The organism is Ruegeria sp. R14_0, assembly GCF_017743975.1.
Taxonomy (GTDB): domain Bacteria; phylum Pseudomonadota; class Alphaproteobacteria; order Rhodobacterales; family Rhodobacteraceae; genus Ruegeria.
On record NZ_JAGHRC010000002.1, the window covers coordinates 356,664 to 372,780 of the forward strand.

Annotated in this window: 11 protein-coding genes and 2 tRNA genes; 3 read left to right on the forward strand and 10 right to left on the reverse strand. The window is 52.5% G+C overall.

The window, feature by feature from the left end; all coding sequences use genetic code 11:
* The first annotated feature begins 25 nt into the window (after positions 1-25).
* A complete protein-coding gene (locus J7416_RS07850) occupies positions 26-742 on the forward strand; it encodes a helix-turn-helix domain-containing protein (RefSeq protein WP_209224167.1) in 717 nt (238 codons plus the stop codon).
* Positions 742-2,430: a hypothetical protein gene (locus tag J7416_RS07855; protein WP_209224168.1), complete on the forward strand. Its 1,689-nt coding sequence runs from the start codon at positions 742-744 to the stop codon at positions 2,428-2,430. Before J7416_RS07850 ends, J7416_RS07855 begins: the two co-directional genes overlap by 1 nt.
* Before the next feature lie 85 nt (positions 2,431-2,515).
* On the opposite strand, the gene J7416_RS07860 is transcribed toward J7416_RS07855, so the two are convergent.
* Positions 2,516-2,968, reverse strand: coding sequence for a very short patch repair endonuclease (locus J7416_RS07860; protein ID WP_209224169.1), 453 nt, complete (start codon positions 2,966-2,968; stop codon positions 2,516-2,518).
* A gap of 57 nt (positions 2,969-3,025) precedes the next feature.
* On the opposite strand from J7416_RS07860, the gene J7416_RS07865 reads away from it, so the two are divergent.
* A complete protein-coding gene (locus J7416_RS07865; protein ID WP_348540253.1) occupies positions 3,026-4,540 on the forward strand; it encodes a DNA cytosine methyltransferase in 1,515 nt (504 codons plus the stop codon).
* 221 nt (positions 4,541-4,761) lie between these two features.
* Here J7416_RS07865 and J7416_RS07870 read toward each other — a convergent pair whose 3' ends face one another.
* From J7416_RS07870 to J7416_RS07910, 9 genes are all read right to left on the reverse strand, one after another.
* Positions 4,762-6,846, reverse strand: coding sequence for an AIPR family protein (locus tag J7416_RS07870; RefSeq protein ID WP_209224171.1), 2,085 nt, complete (start codon positions 6,844-6,846; stop codon positions 4,762-4,764).
* The gene (locus J7416_RS07875; RefSeq protein WP_209224172.1) at positions 6,839-7,828 is read right to left on the reverse strand and encodes a PD-(D/E)XK motif protein; all 990 of its coding nucleotides are present in this window, start codon (positions 7,826-7,828) and stop codon (positions 6,839-6,841) included. Before J7416_RS07875 ends, J7416_RS07870 begins: the two co-directional genes overlap by 8 nt.
* The gene (locus tag J7416_RS07880) at positions 7,788-10,553 is read right to left on the reverse strand and encodes a Z1 domain-containing protein (RefSeq protein WP_209224173.1); all 2,766 of its coding nucleotides are present in this window, start codon (positions 10,551-10,553) and stop codon (positions 7,788-7,790) included. The genes J7416_RS07875 and J7416_RS07880 overlap by 41 nt, the downstream gene beginning before the upstream one ends.
* Positions 10,550-12,055: an ATP-binding protein gene (locus J7416_RS07885; protein ID WP_209224174.1), complete on the reverse strand. Its 1,506-nt coding sequence runs from the start codon at positions 12,053-12,055 to the stop codon at positions 10,550-10,552. The genes J7416_RS07880 and J7416_RS07885 overlap by 4 nt, the downstream gene beginning before the upstream one ends.
* A gap of 406 nt (positions 12,056-12,461) precedes the next feature.
* Positions 12,462-12,543, reverse strand: a tRNA-OTHER gene (locus J7416_RS07890).
* 221 nt (positions 12,544-12,764) lie between these two features.
* Positions 12,765-14,102, reverse strand: a complete 1,338-nt coding sequence (locus J7416_RS07895) for an RNA-binding domain-containing protein (RefSeq protein WP_209224175.1) — start codon at positions 14,100-14,102, stop codon at positions 12,765-12,767.
* A gap of 249 nt (positions 14,103-14,351) precedes the next feature.
* Positions 14,352-14,441, reverse strand: a tRNA-Ser gene (locus J7416_RS07900).
* Positions 14,442-14,607: 166 nt separating this feature from the next.
* Positions 14,608-15,675, reverse strand: a complete 1,068-nt coding sequence (locus tag J7416_RS07905; RefSeq protein WP_209224176.1) for a hypothetical protein — start codon at positions 15,673-15,675, stop codon at positions 14,608-14,610.
* 119 nt (positions 15,676-15,794) lie between these two features.
* Positions 15,795-16,112: a DUF3775 domain-containing protein gene (locus J7416_RS07910; protein ID WP_209224177.1), complete on the reverse strand. Its 318-nt coding sequence runs from the start codon at positions 16,110-16,112 to the stop codon at positions 15,795-15,797.
* Positions 16,113-16,117 lie beyond the last annotated feature (5 nt).

Here is a 16,117-nt window from a genome sequence, read left to right on the forward strand (position 1 = left end):
CTGAACCAACGAGAAGACGAGAACGATGGAAAACGCGAAGCAACCTACGGAAATTCTGCCCCCTGTGCGTTCCCGCCGTCGTGCACGCGTAACCACTCCCCAACAGTGGGAACTGGTTCGCGCCGACCTTACGCCAATGTACCTCGAACGCCGCACTGTTGCAGATATTGCTGAACATTTTAGTGTCTGTGAAAACACGGCACGGGCATGGCGCAACCGTCTGGCCAATGAACTAAGAGAAGATGCATCTCTATTACAGCCATTGGACTATGCCACCGACAGTATGACGTCTATCGGGACGGCCCGCACTGAGGCGTGGAGAATTTATCGCGAGAGTGATGACACGCAAAGCCAACGCGCCGCCTTGTACGTTGTCCTGAGTGTCGAAAACCAGTCGCATAAACTTGGCGAATTGATTGGGTTCTACGGGCGTGCAGACGTGATGAAGAACCGAGAACGCCGCAACGAGGGTGTCTCGGAACTGCATGACATGATGGAAGAGTTTTTCAACAGCAGTCCATTAGACTACCTCAAAGGCGTATCCCATGGACAGTTTACCGACGAGCGCCCGGAAGAGGACCCAGGGTCTGAAAAGCCGCCACGCGCACCGGTCGTCAGTACAGGAAAGGCTGACGACGAAGACGACGCACTAGATCATGAACCGTGGGACGACGATTATTTCTCAAAATCAGCAGACCAACATCGGCATTCCAAACCTGCCGTTCCTTGGAGCATGGCGTAATGGGACCTATCAAGACACCGCCGATGCCGGACGACAGGATGAGACAGCAGGCTTATGAGATTGCCGCCGATCTGCGTTGGAAAATTCGGGCTCATCACAGTGCCGGGAACGTGCGCAAGACTGTCACAGCGACGCGTGGCTTCTTTAACTCGACAATCTGCAAGACGGCTTATGTATTCAAAGTCCGACCGGACATAGAGTTCTCAAACGCACAGATGATTGCCCAGCGCATTGATCCATTCAAAAAGCTGGATGCGCCAATAAGGTGGTTTAAACAGCAGAAGTACTCTGGTGGGTGGCGACCCGTATGTATGTACACAACCGCAGAGCAAGCAGCGCAGAAGATGATAGCTGACGCTCTTGCCGCCCAATGGGTCCGGCCCTCAAACCTTTTTGGTGCCAAGTCCGGTGATCCGAAAGACAAAGGGTATGGCCGTGACGCCGCCGCTAGACAGGTGCAGCGTCTCCTGCAGGTTGGCTACACTTATGTTGCGACGGCAGACATAAAAGATGCCTTCGGTAGCGTCGATCCCGACGCCCTTTATTCGCTTCCACTATCAAAGGGGATTATCGCCCAGAAACCTGACCTCAGAAACCAACACTTAAAAGAAGTCGATCCACCCAAAAAAGAAATTGCCCCGAACCAACGCGGTTGTTCATCAGAACTCGGCGAAGACCGCGTCCGGAGCAAGTATCTCATTGGTTGGAAAGACGGAAAGTCCCCTCGTCGACAAGATCATGCTGTTTCGGAGCAGGATGCTCAAACTCGACGAGGGGCGGGGATACACCAGCCATACGTGCCACTATCCTCTGCGCGTCGGAAGCAAGCCCAAGCGCTTGCACCTGCCAGCGCAAACCACAACCACGCCCCTATGGGGTGGGTGGAAGCGGTACCGCTTCTGCGGGACAGTCAGGAGGTTCGACATACCTCTGGGATTGCTCTTGGTACTATTCCTATCCCCTATGTTGACAGTGACATCCAAAGCGAACTCTGCCCAACAGGCATCGCCCAAGGTAGCGCTGCGTCGCCGATCATCTTTGCGATGCTCTTAGCCGGGCTTCCGAACGCACTTGATGACGCCCGGTATCTGGTTTGTCACGATGATATCATTATCTTGGCCCGGACACCGGAGGCACGCAGCAGCATGATCTTAGCCTTGGTTGATTTCTTTGCCGGTCAGTGCCGGGCAGGTTCGCTCACGATGGACACAAGATTGACGGTAGATGGGGAACCATTCGAATGGTTGGGATACGCGTTCGACCCATCGCGCGTGAAACACCCTGAAGGAGGCATTGGTGTCGGTGATCGCTCCTTCTCAAGTTTGGCTGCGAGGCTGAACACGGCCGAAATCGAAGATCTGAGAGACCTCGAAAAGTACGGCGTAAACCGAGCAAGCGCACAAACCTGCGGCTTTCCTATTAGAACATGGCATACTCTTAGGCAGTGGCGCAGCGGCTGTCGTGCTGTACATCCGGGGCATGAGGACTTGGCGGTATTCGTTGAAGGGTCGCGCTGGGTTGCAGAGAGGTACGCTGCTCACTTTCAAAACAGAAACGTTAGTCAGATGCACGATGCGATTTTCGAAGAAGAAACTCCAAACGATGGCGTCTCTTTAGAAGTAAGTCGGCGACTACGCAGTATTCTTTTCCAGTTCCCTCTAATTTCTAGCACTTTAACGTGGCGTTAGAAGTTGGTCTTTGCAAAGAGTTGCAAAAAAGATGGAATGTACTCATTTCGCAGTTCCGCGAAACGGCGAGCAAGACAAATCGGAATCAGCTTTTTTGTGGGGCTCGATCGCAAGTAACGTAAGAACTGCACAGCCACCGCGACACGCGATTCACGGTTTGATCAATCGAACTGCGGCTAAGCTCGCACTCCCAAACAACCAGCACACGCCAACCGGCTTCCTGCAACTGATTCAAGTTACGCCGATCACGCGCAATGTTTTTTGCGAACTTCTCCTGCCAGAATTCCTCCCGCGTGCCGGGTGTGGTCGCCTTCGGGCAACCCTGATGACGATGCCAAAAACAACCGTGAACGAAGACGGCAGCACCATACTTTGGAAACACGAGGTCGGGACGGCCCGGTAGCTGTTTGTGGTGCAGTCGATACCGGAAACCGCGAGCATGCAAAGCATGCCGCAGCAGAAGTTCCGGTTTCGTGTCCTTGCCACGAATATTGCGCATCATATGCGATCGGGTCTCGGCATCGACTATATCCACCATTTCACATACTTGCCATTTCTCCGAAAACCTGGGAAGAGGAGTTCTAGGAGCAACACAGTGTCTAAGCCCGTTCAAATTATTGATCTATTTTCCGGTCCCGGCGGGCTTGGCGAAGGTTTCTCATCTTGCAAGAGAAACGACGGATCTCGCGCATATGAGATTGCCGTGTCGATTGAAAAGGATCGCGCGGCACATAAGACATTGTTGCTTCGTGCTTTCCTCCGCCAGTTTGATGAATTTCCACCCGAGTACTATTCGTGGATAGCCGGTCGGCACGAATGCCCGGATTGGAAACAGCTTTATCCGAGGCAATGGAGCACCGCCGAGAACGAGGCGCTTTGCGCCGAACTTGGAAGATCAGATACGGCAGACATGCTTTCGGAAAGGATCCGGGAAACAAAAAGGATGGCGGGTAACGGCACGCTTTTGATCGGAGGTCCTCCTTGTCAGGCCTACTCCCTTGCTGGTCGATCGAGGAATGCAGGGATCCGTAATTACAAACCAAAAGACGATGACCGCCACTTTCTTTACCGCGAGTACTGCCGTGTCCTGAATGAGTTGCACCCTGCGGTTTTTGTGATGGAAAATGTTAAAGGCATGCTTTCCTCATCGGTCGAAGGTTTGGCTATATTCGAGCAAGTTGTATCCGACCTCGAGCATGCTGGCCCGGGCTACAAGCTTTTATCCCTATCAGCCGACTTGCAGTCCGACGACAAACCCGAACCGAAGGACTTTGTAATTCGCGCCGAAGAATATGGAGTGCCACAAGCACGGCACAGGGTAATTATTGTGGGTATAAGGCTTGATATCGCTGCCAATTTCACCCCAAGGCTCCGTCGCCAAAATACCGACGTCCACGTCAAGGATATGTTGACTGGTCTGCCTCGGTTGAGGAGTGGCTTGAGCAAGCGCGACGATGAATATGCTTGGCATGATGCAGTGATCAGTGCCACAGAAAAAATCGGTCAGATTACTCGGGAGTATCCTGGAGACAACATTGTCGGATTTCAGGAAGAGCTGAAGCGGGTCGAAAAGCAATTGTTGGCAACTTCAAGAGCGGGGCGCTCTAGTCATTTGCGAAATCCAGTCTCCAAAAGACTTGAGCCAGAGCTTGCTGCTTTCTTGGACGACCCCAAACTATTCGGCGTCTCGTGCCACGAAACCCGCGGGCACATGCCAACTGACATTGCGCGCTACATCTATGCATCCTGTTTCGCTAGGGCCGAAAAGCTTAGTCCTCGTTCGCATCAGTTTCCAGACATCTTGGCACCAAACCACAAGAATTGGAAAACGGGCAAATTCAATGACAGATTCCGGGTTCAAGTAGGTGTTGCTCCAGCTTCCACGGTAACGAGCCATATCTCTAAGGACGGTCACTTCTTTATTCACCCCGACCCGACGCAATGCCGCAGCCTGACGGTACGCGAAGCGGCGAGGCTGCAGACCTTCCCTGACAACTACCACTTCATGGGTAATCGCACAGAGCAGTTCGTGCAGGTCGGAAATGCTGTGCCACCGTTTCTAGCCTGGCAGATTGCACAGGTATTATTGCCGATATTTGACAACCTCTAGTATCGCTGTGCCCATCTTCAAACGACGACATTCACCGAACTCGGTTCACACTATTTTCAAGTTTTAGGGTGAAATTGAACGTCGCGCGGTTGCGACTGGTACATTGCTGCATTTCTCTTTGACCACGGCTTCGGGGCGGTGTCTCTATTCGACACGCATCTTTTCGCCACCAACTCCTAGTTTTGTTTGGATCAAACGAGCACGAGAAAAGGAGCGGCGCTTCAGGCCAAACCAGCGTCGACTCTAGCTGAGAATCCTTCGTCCTGAAGCTTCTTCAATGCGCTCATTGCAATCGCACACTGCTTGTCCGTCGGCAACTTGTTCGGGATCGCTGCGCAAGTTTCAAGCACACCATTTTCTCGCGGAGACAGACGGCCTCGTTCCCTAGCCCAGTTGCGGGCATCTGCCCAGAATGCCGCGCCGAGCCTATGCACCTCAAGTTCTGCCTCGACGCTGGTCTCGAATGCTTTATCTGAACGAGCCTCCTTTGCCCGTTCTTCGGCCAAGTCTGGTGAAATTAGTACTCGATCGAATTCTTCCGGATAGCTCAATTCCCGTTCGCTAAGCCACTTCCAGCATGGTTGCTTTTTTGCCCACTCGCTGAAGTTGCGCACGCCTTCGGGCGGATGTGTGATTACATCCTGCGCTTCAGCGGCGGCAACCAACAGCGGCGCCTTCAAGTCGGAAGAAACATCCTGATATCTCCAGACAGCGTCTAGGTCCACAACAGCGTCCCGTTCCTCCGCATCATGAACGAGCTTGGCAATCGCGTAGGTTACAATATTGGCCCTATAACCTCCCTCGTACCATTCCGCGCCAGAGACGAGCTTCTCGGTGGCCCGGAAGATGATGGCTTTTGCTATCATGCGCTTGAACCAGAGCTCGTCAAAGGCCGTCCCCTCGGAGCCCCATCGCTTGCCAATATCCTTGGCGAATTCCGCAAAGTTCTTTTGCGCGCCCAAGCTTACGATGTGCGGCAGGCCTGCCCAAGTGTTCTCGAATTTGGCAAGGTCAGTTTTCGTAAGGAACTGGGAGCGCGGGAATTCGGCGTCGAACCTCTTCCGCTCGGCAACGGTCCTTCGTCCGCGTTCGTCAGCATATTGCCCCCGTGCCCGTTCATAGAACCACTTGGTGTCCCGATATCCGTCCTCTCCCCGCGCAAGCACCTTCCTCGACAGCTCTTCGATACGAATATGAAAGGGATGATTAGCGAAGAAATCCGCTGCGTTCACCTTGTTCTGACTGTTGGCGTATTCTGAAATTCGTGGCACCACGAGTTCCGACTGTTCACGCGGCACAATGGTCAGCTTCATCTGAACATGTACCTGCTCAAGCTGCTCTGCCGAGGTCTTTCTGGCCGCGTGCAGCGAGGCTGTTGTCTGGCCACCATTGACGATCTGAAGGTTGTCCGCTCGAACTAGCTGCAAACCTTGATCTGTTTGCTCTACCTCGATCCCGTCCGCGGTTGCGCTGAGACCGTTGTTGTAGGAAAAGAACATGTGTGGTTCATCGCGGATCGTATCGCGAATGCCCCTATTCACCTTGTTGCGAGCCTGTAGGAAGCTTCTGACGTTGGCTTCGAGGAGACGCGGTCCCCACTTATCGTATATTTCAGCTAGTTGCTTTCCCGGAATCACTGCCAAGTAACTTTCAAGCGAGGCTTCAGTTCCAGATGCGGCGAGAAGCGGGATGCCGCTACCAAAATCCTTTGAAAAATCGATTACCAGATTTGCCCGCGCCTGACCCTGTTCCATGTACTGCTTGAGGCGTTTCAGGTCCCACACACTGAGGGTAACAGGCTTGCCATCGACGTCTGTTACCTTGGCCGCATCGGCTTGTGTCCTCGAGTCAGCATTCGAAACGATAATAAGTTTAATCTTTTCGACGTCTTTCCAAGTCGTGGCAATCAGATCAGCGACGCCAAAGCCGGAACTCGTTTCCTCGAGTCGTTCCCTGAAATCACGCTTCAGGCTTGCTTTGAGAAAGCGATGCAGTGTGTTCAGCAAGACTTGGAGCCGATCTTTACGAATCAACCTGACTTCATCAGTGATCGAGAAGTCGCAGAGGATTAAGCTCAGCACTCCATCACCGTCTCTGGGGTCGCCGCCGTAGCCGTCGATTCGTGCTGGGTTGCCTGAGACACTTCCTTCGAAATACGCGCGGTTTGCACTGTCTAATTCGCCGGCTTCTGTAAGCAGCTCGCCGACCTTTTCGAAGAACGCTTCAACTGTGACTAGGCCAAGAACGTCGGCATCGCCCTGAATATCGGCAATGAGTTCGTTATGAAACTCTTGTAGATCACTCATGCTCAAGTCCTCTCTGGATCACTTCGACCAGATCAACTTCCAGTCTGAACGGTTCACAGGCATCGAGACCTAGCGAATAACGCACGTTCTCCACTCCTGGCAAAAGGGGCGTAGAAATCCTCGGGAAACCTTCCGTCACCTCGTAATCAGCCGCGGTGCCAAGAAGCCACCGCCTGTCATCGTAGCCGTTCTCTGGATCATATCCTGTCGAATACAGCGTCTCCTCCCACGCTTCGAAGGCAGCGCCGTCTCTTTCGAACATCTCAGCTGTCAATTGCACGTGATCATGCAGGCTCTGACCTTCTGGCAGGACGGCCGATGCCACATTGACCACACGCAAGAACAGACGGCTGCCTTCGACATCTGCGAGTTGATCTTCCGAAGAAATAGCCACAAACGGCTTAGCAGCGGCCCTCCTTGTCTTCACCTCGACACAGCTTCCGATCAACTCGAAATCTTTGGCCGAGCCGGTCGGGCCGGTCCATGCCTCTATTGCGGTTTCTGGGCCCAAGTTGGACACAAGCTCCCGAAGGAAGGCCAACTCGCCAACAAGTCCTCGCTGCTCTTCGACGGATAGGCCACTTGTCTTTCCACCACGCAGAAGGTGATACCAGCGCCGCGTCCGTTGGAGCGCTCTGAAGAGCGCTTCGTCGCGATCCGCGCCTGCCTCACCTGCTTCGACCACATCCCGGCACAGAGTTTCGAAAATCTCAACCTGACTTCTTTCCTTCAGACCCAGAACGAACGCCGATCCACCTGATACAGTGCGGAAGGACGCGATCAGGTTCTTCAACTTCGGTAGTCGCGGCAATGGTCGCGGTAGGCTGGGCAGCTTTAACATCAAGCCCGGCATGCCTGCTTCCAACACCACCCAGAAGAAATCGAAACGCCCTTCTAAATCGACCCGCTTTGCTTCGTCCGGATCTAGTCTTTCCCAAGGATTACGAGGCTTCAAGAGCTGCCTCCTGATCATCGTCTTCATCTTCTTCACCGAAGAGTTCTTTAAACTTCACAGAGTTGACGATGAACTCTTCGCCCTCGTCATCGTAGAGAGACTCTGGCAGACTCAGTCCCCAAGCGACTACTGGTTGACAGGGAATCTTCATAGCCAACTCTCGAGAGTTCTCGTCCAATGCTTCTTCTAACGGACGCTTAGCTTTGACAAAGTGCAATATCAAAAGCCCACGCTCTCTGACCTTGCGATATTCCTTGTCTGGAAAGTTCGCTCTTTCGCCCTCTGCTAAGCCCTTTTTTTGGCGATAGTTGCGCTCCACTTCCTCTGCGCGCTTCGGATCAACGCCAGCTTTTTCAATTCCACGAGATGCAACTCTCATGGCCTTCCCGCTGAACGACATAAAATCGTGGGCAAGGTCATTTAGGTCAACCGAGCGGTTCGCTGGGACAATTGGAGTTCCGAGTGTATTCGTCGTATCGCGCCCATCCAAACTTGGAATAAGGACGTCCCATAACTTAAGCTGATCTGCCCGCCTTGGACGAATGTAGTTGCGAACGATCCTCGGGTCCGTCGTTACGCTACGCTCCTCATTACGCCAACCCGCCAAAAACTGATCTATCGCGTCTACGGGCACTTCGCTAATCAACTTCCCCCAAGGAGTGATTTTCTCTGGAAACGTCCCAGACGTTATTCTTTCAACCAGTTTTTTCGCCACCTCAATATTTGCGGTGAGATCCTCTTGCTTGACGCTGACCTTTGCGGTTTCAACAAACTTGTTGGATAACCCGACACGCATAGTAACTTTCTGGCCGGAACCCATTTTATTGCGCGCGGTCACGAGCAGCGAAGCCGGATGGCTCCGGACGGCTAAACCAAACATGCGGGGCGTCGCCTTTGCTTTCTCCATTGTATTCAGCTCATCATGAAGTTCCTCAGAAGCATTGGCTATGAACGCGTACCAGTCTATTGCTTCCTTGGGCATCCAAATGCGGCAAAGGTCCTCGTAGCCACCACGGTAGCCGAACCAACGCCCCATCTGCATAAGCGTGTCGTACATCATTGTGTTGCGAAGAAACCAAGTGACGGTCAGGCCTTCTAGCGTCAACCCGCGCGACAAAGAAAACCCTCCGACGGCAACAACTGACTGTCCTCGTTCTCCGGAGTTCGAATAATCAAGATCATTTGCGCGGCTATTTACCTCGACGATCTTTGCAGATGCGATTGCATCAAGGAGTTCGGACTGAATAGTGGGCCAGTCGAATTCTACATCGGCATACTCTTCCTGCCACACTCTGTGGAGAGCGCCAATTTCTGGGTCGCTCAAAGCGGCTAAACCCCTGCTCGCGTTAATCCGCACAGAGCTCTGAATCCGCTCGAGTAAATCGTGAAGACGATTACGCAAGCGGCTCTGAACAGCAGTGAAACGGCTGGCGTTGACCAGCATCGAACAATGCGCTGCTTTCTGACCGCGCAAGTTTCTAACGGTTCGCGCCAATAGGAAGGTACGCAATGCCCTAGTCAAAGAAGGCGGCAGCACATCTAAGTCATGGTCGATCTTGTGCTTGATCGGCAAGATGTCCTCGTTGTCGGTAATATACCGAAGCCAAGTCGGGTCACCAACATCGGGCAGTCCATCCACGAATATCTTGCTCGGGCCAAAGTAGTTGGTTGGTGCGTCTAGGCCGATGATGAAATTTTTAGGAAAGAGATCTTCATTGTACATCTCATCGTCCTGATCGGGGTCGATGAAGATATTTGCAAATGGTGTTGCCGTGTACCCGACATAAGAGCTTCTGTGGAACATGTTCAGAATGTCGCGAATTTGACCATTGATCTTAGTAACGAGATTTTGCCCCTTCGCCGATTTTCCATACTTTGTATTGATGGACGCGTTGTCGGCCTCATCGTCTATAAGCAGCATTGGCTGATCAATCATCGCTTGCGCATCGCGAACACTGGTATCGCCCAACCATTCGAGCAGGTTTTCAAGTGTTCTGTGGTTCTTTTTAATGACAAAAACTACAGGTTCTATGTAAGCACCAAAACCACTGCTGTCTTCGGTCGCTCTTGCCTTGTTGAAATCGAATATTCTAGTGGTTAATGGTACCGGTCGCCGGCTTGGATCAAATTCTCCTGCTCCCAGGACATATTTTCTACCAGCAACCTCTCTTCCCCATTCCTTGCCGCTGTCGTGTCCAATCAAACCCTCATCCACGCGTTCCTGAGTCTGGTTGCGAAGATTGTTGTGAATACCGGCAATGATGATGATCAGTCGGTATCCTGCGTCAGCAGCTTTGCAAACCAACCCTGTATAATTGGCGGTTTTTCCACTTTGAACGTGTCCGACCACCATGCCACGCCGATCCCAAGGAACATGTTTATTGGGGTTACCTAACCGGCTCAGGATCTTGTCTGTGACCTTGTCCGTCGAAATCACCACGTCTTTCGGTAGGCCGTTTTGTAGGAGTAGCTTCTGGTAGCGGTTCCAGTAGAACGGATTGATCGACGGCTTAGCATCATCCAGCCAAGGTTCGAAATCGTCACTATCGACCACCGCGCCAAGACCTGCTTTGATCCCCTGGTTGTGCTCGATCTCCCGCGCAATATGCTCGATTTCTTCCTCCGCGAGATGAGGTGCAACCGCAGCCGCTACCCCTCGGATCATCGAACGCAGTTCGTCTTCGGGCTTCCGGGGCTGATTAAACAGGCCCATTTCGACCATGTTCTTTACTGTCTCGATTGCTTCACTCATGAATTCCGCGTCCTCAAGAAATCTTCAAGTATCGGTGCGGCTGCCTCCCACCGTACTCGCAAAAATGGGTTGCTCTTCAGCGTGTCCGGCAAAGCTTCGGATGACACTCCGTTTTCTATCAGAGTCGCTGCGAGGGAGTGGACCAACTCTTCGAGGTCGTTTTCTAATGTCTCATCAGCTGTTACCGCTTCCGCGTTCCCGACAAGTTCCGCATGCAATGTTTCAATCGGTAGTCCAGAGCCGACAATGCGCAGGCAGCGCTCAAATCCCTCTCGCAGGTCTTCCGGCAACTGTTCCTCATAGGTCCGAAAGACCGGGTGTTCGAGGTTGGGACGAAAGAGGATTTGCCCATCCTTCTGTACCCGGTTCCAGATTGGAAAACGAGTTGCATCAACCAGCTTCTGGCCCCGGCTTCGATACGTGCGCTTGGACGTTCCGACAAACCGCTCGACTACCTTTTTAAGACGCTCGCGAACCACCGGTGGAAGTTGGGCAGATGCCTTCTTAACGTCGATTTTCCATTCCGCATCCATCGTATTCGGAATATCGACTGCGATCCGGCATAGTTTTGTGAGCTCGGTTTGACGAGCAAGTCCAAGCCATCCTCCCGCTATAATGAGACGTTCTTCGCGATAGACATAGAGGCCCTGTGCCTTCAAATGCCCCTCTGGACCGCCGGTTTCTTCCCACTCTTCCCGGCTCATTCGTTTATGGTGCGGAAGAGTGTGGCACCTGATCAGGACGTCACCTTGGCGAAGGCGAAGAACCTCTTCCGGGTCCATCTGCGTTGCGGGATGAGAAGCCGCCATTGGATCAATGGGATTTAGCAGACGACCGTTCAGGTATAGTTGCAAGCGTGGCTTTGAACCCTCAAGAAAGCGATGAAATACGAGGCGTAGATGGTATTCTGCGCGGGACAATTCCGAATTCATATGTTCGGCCCGCTTGCCGCGGTCATGCATATAGCCACCGCTCAAACGATCAAGCTTCTCCCAAAGGACCACAGTACCGGTTTCCTGAAGGAGTTCGTGTCCCTTTATGAGTTCGGGATTGTCAATGAGTTCGAGGCTCCAATCGTTCCGTCTGGCAACGCGATCTAAGTCCCATCGCGCACACGAAGTCTTTCCTTCTTTTCGCGTCAGAACTGTCAGACTTCTGCATTGTGAGAAACTGGCACTCTTCAAACCAAGCCCGAATCTCCCGAGGTCTCCGGTCTCACGTTCATCTGTCGGGTTCTTCGAACCGAGCCTCATGGCTTCTACGAGCTCGGTCTCCGTCATACCGGAGCCGTCGTCTGCCAAAGCTATCCAAGGTTCGTCCGAGACAGTGTCCGCAATTAGTTCTACCTTGCTAGCTTTTTTGGCGATGGCATTGTCGATGATGTCGGCGAGTGCAGTCTCAATGCTATAACCGAAATCCCGGTGCCCCTCGATTAATGACACCGCATAGGGCGTCGCATCCACTTCTCTCGTTTTAAGTTCGTTTGTTGCTTCCAAATTCATTAGACTTTTCAATGCACAAAATATTTGATTTGCAAGGTGTTGTTCGTCGACATCCAGATTCAGTGAATGTTGTTGGTGGGTTGTCCAGGTCTCTCATCCCGCATTACTTCGCCGAATACTTGTCCGTTGCCTCCGACCATGGGGAACTCCAACCAAAACTTTTTCGATGTTCAGATAAGTTCTATGAACTGCATCGACATTTTAGAATCGGACAAAGACTTTCGAATTTAAGCCAAATCAATGTTGTAGTATTTTTGTCACTGGCCGCGACCTATGGGCAATAGTTTCGAAATGGCCGCACTTTTGCTTCTGGCACGGTACCGAAATTAGCAGTTCTCATTTTGGCGGGTTTTTAGGCGGGTATCTGCTCAATATAACAAAATTATTTAATAAAAACAGATGTAAATGGCGGAGACGAAGGGATTCGAACCCTCGAGACGGTTTCCCGCCTACTCCCTTAGCAGGGAGTGAAAGGCTCCACTTTTTCCTATTAAAAACAGATACTTAAAATTCAATAGCTTCGGCGCTGTGTCAGTTTTGTGCCAGATTTGCACGGTAAATTTTGCACCTCCATAGTTTAACGTGCGCGTAAAACTCCAAACCTGACAGTATGCCCAGACCCTCTAGTGACAATTCGTTGTGTTCTTGCGTGCACGGAAAAAATGGATCTGCCCTAGCAAAAACACAAAAACACTCCCTGCGTTTTTGCTTAGCCGCGGCCCTCTCGCATGCGTGTTAGTTCCTGGTCGACAAGTTGCGGGCTGAGCTCGAAAAAGCCGAAAACTTCATAAAACGGGGAAAGAAGCTGATGAATTATTTCGACCATATTGTCTCTCAGTTGCTCAACAGACGCGACTGTCTCCAGAACAACTTCTGGCGTTCGGCTTGTACGATAATCCATCATCAGCCTGCGGTTTGAGATGCTTGTTAGTGTCCGATCAAGCAGACCCGTAAACCGAACGCGAATGGCGATTGACGAAGCGCCCTCAAATTTGTCAGCAAATCTAGAAGCGAAGTAAACCGCTTCGCCAACCCTCCAAACAGGAAGCGCCACATCTGTTGCCCGCCCAGGAGGAACACGGTCTCCCAAACCATCCTCAGTGTAACCTCTGATTGTATAGAGCATTCCATCTTGGCTTGCGCGCCAGAAATCGCAGTGACCAGGCTCGGGGCTGACGTCTCGACCAGCAACAGGATTTCCAAGCCATGCCTCAATCTTCCCATCGTGCGGATATGGATGCCACTCGCGCCTAGGCATCGAAAGAAACGGTCCCCAACCGGTCATTTGAACACGGCGCGCGTTGCTTAACCGATCTTGAATCGTGGTCAGATTTGGAGCTGGTTCGCTACCCGACATCGCAAATCCCATCTCGTAGAAACCATGAGGAAAACGGGCCGGCTCTTCGGGGGGCATGTCTCCTGTCAAGCTCAGCCAACGTTGATGAGCATCATTCGAAAATTCTGCCAACTGCGCCATTACATCAGGTGTGTCGGCGGGCGGGTCAACCCGCCCAGAAACTATGTTTCGTATTGCATCCAGCATGTCCTCGCGGCCTGCTCTAACACACCTATCAATTAGAATTCTCCAATCTTCACTAGTCTGCGGTTCTTGGCTCCTTGGACCGGGCTTTCTGATGTAACAACGATGCAGGTTTATTACCCCCTGGGATTCCCGTTTGCTCATTACAGGTTGAGTGAATCCCCCTGGCACACAAACAACTGGATGCACTGTTCCAGTCAGACCACAGTCGAGAAAGTGCACCTCGCAATGAAATGCGGGGTCGGAATACCTTTGGATCGCATTGTTGACCATATCTTGGGTCAAATCTGGCATGTCATCAGGTTTCTGAACTGAAACCAGGTTCTCACCTTGTTCGTCAAATCCAATGATGATGAACCCGCCGCCATGATTCGCCATCGCAATAGCTGCTTTCGCCAAAGTCGCACGACCTTGGTTTTCAGACAGAGAAAGCCAAGTCTTGTACTCAGCGCCTAAGTCTTCGCGTGGGTTGTCGACGAGAGGTTGCAAATCTGCAGGGGTATTCACGGCAATTCTCCAAAAACACTAGCGCATGGTCAATGCAATGCCGCACTGCAGAATTCTGTAAATCTCTGTAGTCAGTTTCGTCCAATTGCGTCGATTTTGTGCCAAAGTTACTGATGGGGTTTTTCAATATATTGATTATATTGCAAATTTTTTTCAGCGTTTCCAGATCGACTTTCGCCAAAATAGGCGTTTTGTAAATTTTTCCGCAATGCAGCGTAAATTTATTTGCAATAAATAACAATGAGTTAGTGGCGGAGACGAAGGGATTCGAACCCTCGAGACGGTTTCCCGCCTACTCCCTTAGCAGGGGAGCGCCTTCGACCACTCGGCCACGTCTCCGCTGGCCGGTATATCCCTGCCTGTCGACCAGATACAAGGCGATTTTGATCATTGGAGTTATTTTTCTGAAACACGCCGCGCCACTGATCTTGTGGACACGAAACCAAAGTAAATAGGCGGCTCACCTTGCAGCTACCCAGATCAGCAATCGAAGGCAGCCGTTCTGTCAGCCCGGCACATCACCGGCGAGTGTAGCGCGGATCAGGAACTCGGCAGCCGGGTCTAGTGCGTCACTGGCCATTAATCCCTCGAAGGCGGGCGTCAACACATCCGTGCCCCAAGGTTTGACGGCCAGGGCAATCCAGATCGCAAGGGTGTTGTCTGCTTCCAGCTGGCGCTTATAGACGTTCAGGATCTCAGGCTGCAATTCTGGGTGGGCCGTACCTCCATCAGCAAGGCTGCGGATCAAGAGCCGCCTTTCGTCGGGCGAACGGTCCGGGCGTGCCAATGCACTTTCGATGCGAGAAACAGCCACCGTACGATCGACTTCGATCCCTGCGAGTGCCCAGTCATAAAGGTTGAGGGTGCCGCTACGCAGGGCGTCCTGATACCGAAGCCGCACCCGATCTTTGGCCTGAGGGTCGGACTGAAGCCCAAGCAACCGGATGAAAGCCGGCGCATAGGCAAGGCGATTGGGATTTCGCATCTCTTGCAACAGCTGCGCCGGTGGCACAACATCTGTTAAATGGGCAACGAAGTGATAGGGCGCGCGATGGAGTTCGATCAACGCCGCATTGCGCAACAGGCGGTCCTCGTGCGTCAGATATGGACTGAAAAATGCAACACGTGCCTTTTTGTCAGACCAGTCTTTACCCATCACTCGCAAGGCATCCAGAAATTGTGCGCGTTGCGACGTCATCAGGAATGCCTTGGTCCAGCTGCTGGACCCGCCGCGACCGGCCTTGTCGCGATACCCGGACCCGTAAATCATCAAAACCGCCCGGTTCGGATCGGCGCGAAAAGCTGAACGGGTCACGCTATCAACCAGAAACGGAATCTTGGGCAACGCCTCGATTTGCTCTGATGTGCCTTTCAGGGTTGAGACGGGGACAAAACGGAACGGATTTTCGGGCGACGGCGCGGCCAACACTAGGACGCGGGCGGAAAGGATACGGTCGGCCAGCGAATACTCTGGTAGTTCAACGCACACACCGCAGGCAAAGGCCGCGCGCGGAACCGACGCGAACGCAAGGCAAAGTGCAAGGACCGCAATCATGTGCAGTATCTGCCGCATAAGTGATGCTCCGTTCCCCAACAGCCCAGCCAAAGCGGGGCTGCTTTCGGATTTTGCACCTAGACTACCCTAAGAATCGGTTTTCACCGAATGGATTGCGGCTTTGTGCACCTTAACCCTTACATCAGATCGTTTTCCACATCCTCTGCCGAAATTCCCAGAGCATCCAAACCGTTCTCAAGGTGGTCCGACAGGTGCGGTGTACCGATCAGGTAATCGGCGCAAGGAGTCGAAGCCTCGGACTTGGCGGTTGAAATGGCCTCGGCCAGATCTTCTGCGAAAAAGCTCTCGCGACCCACCCACATCACAGCCACTAGTTCGGCCTGTTCATCTTCGCTCATCCGGTCGATGAAGGCGCGCAACTCGCCCTCGGCACGATCCAGCTCGCGCCCCATCATGGCGACCTGAGCAATCTTTCTTGCCGAAATTTCCATCATGACCC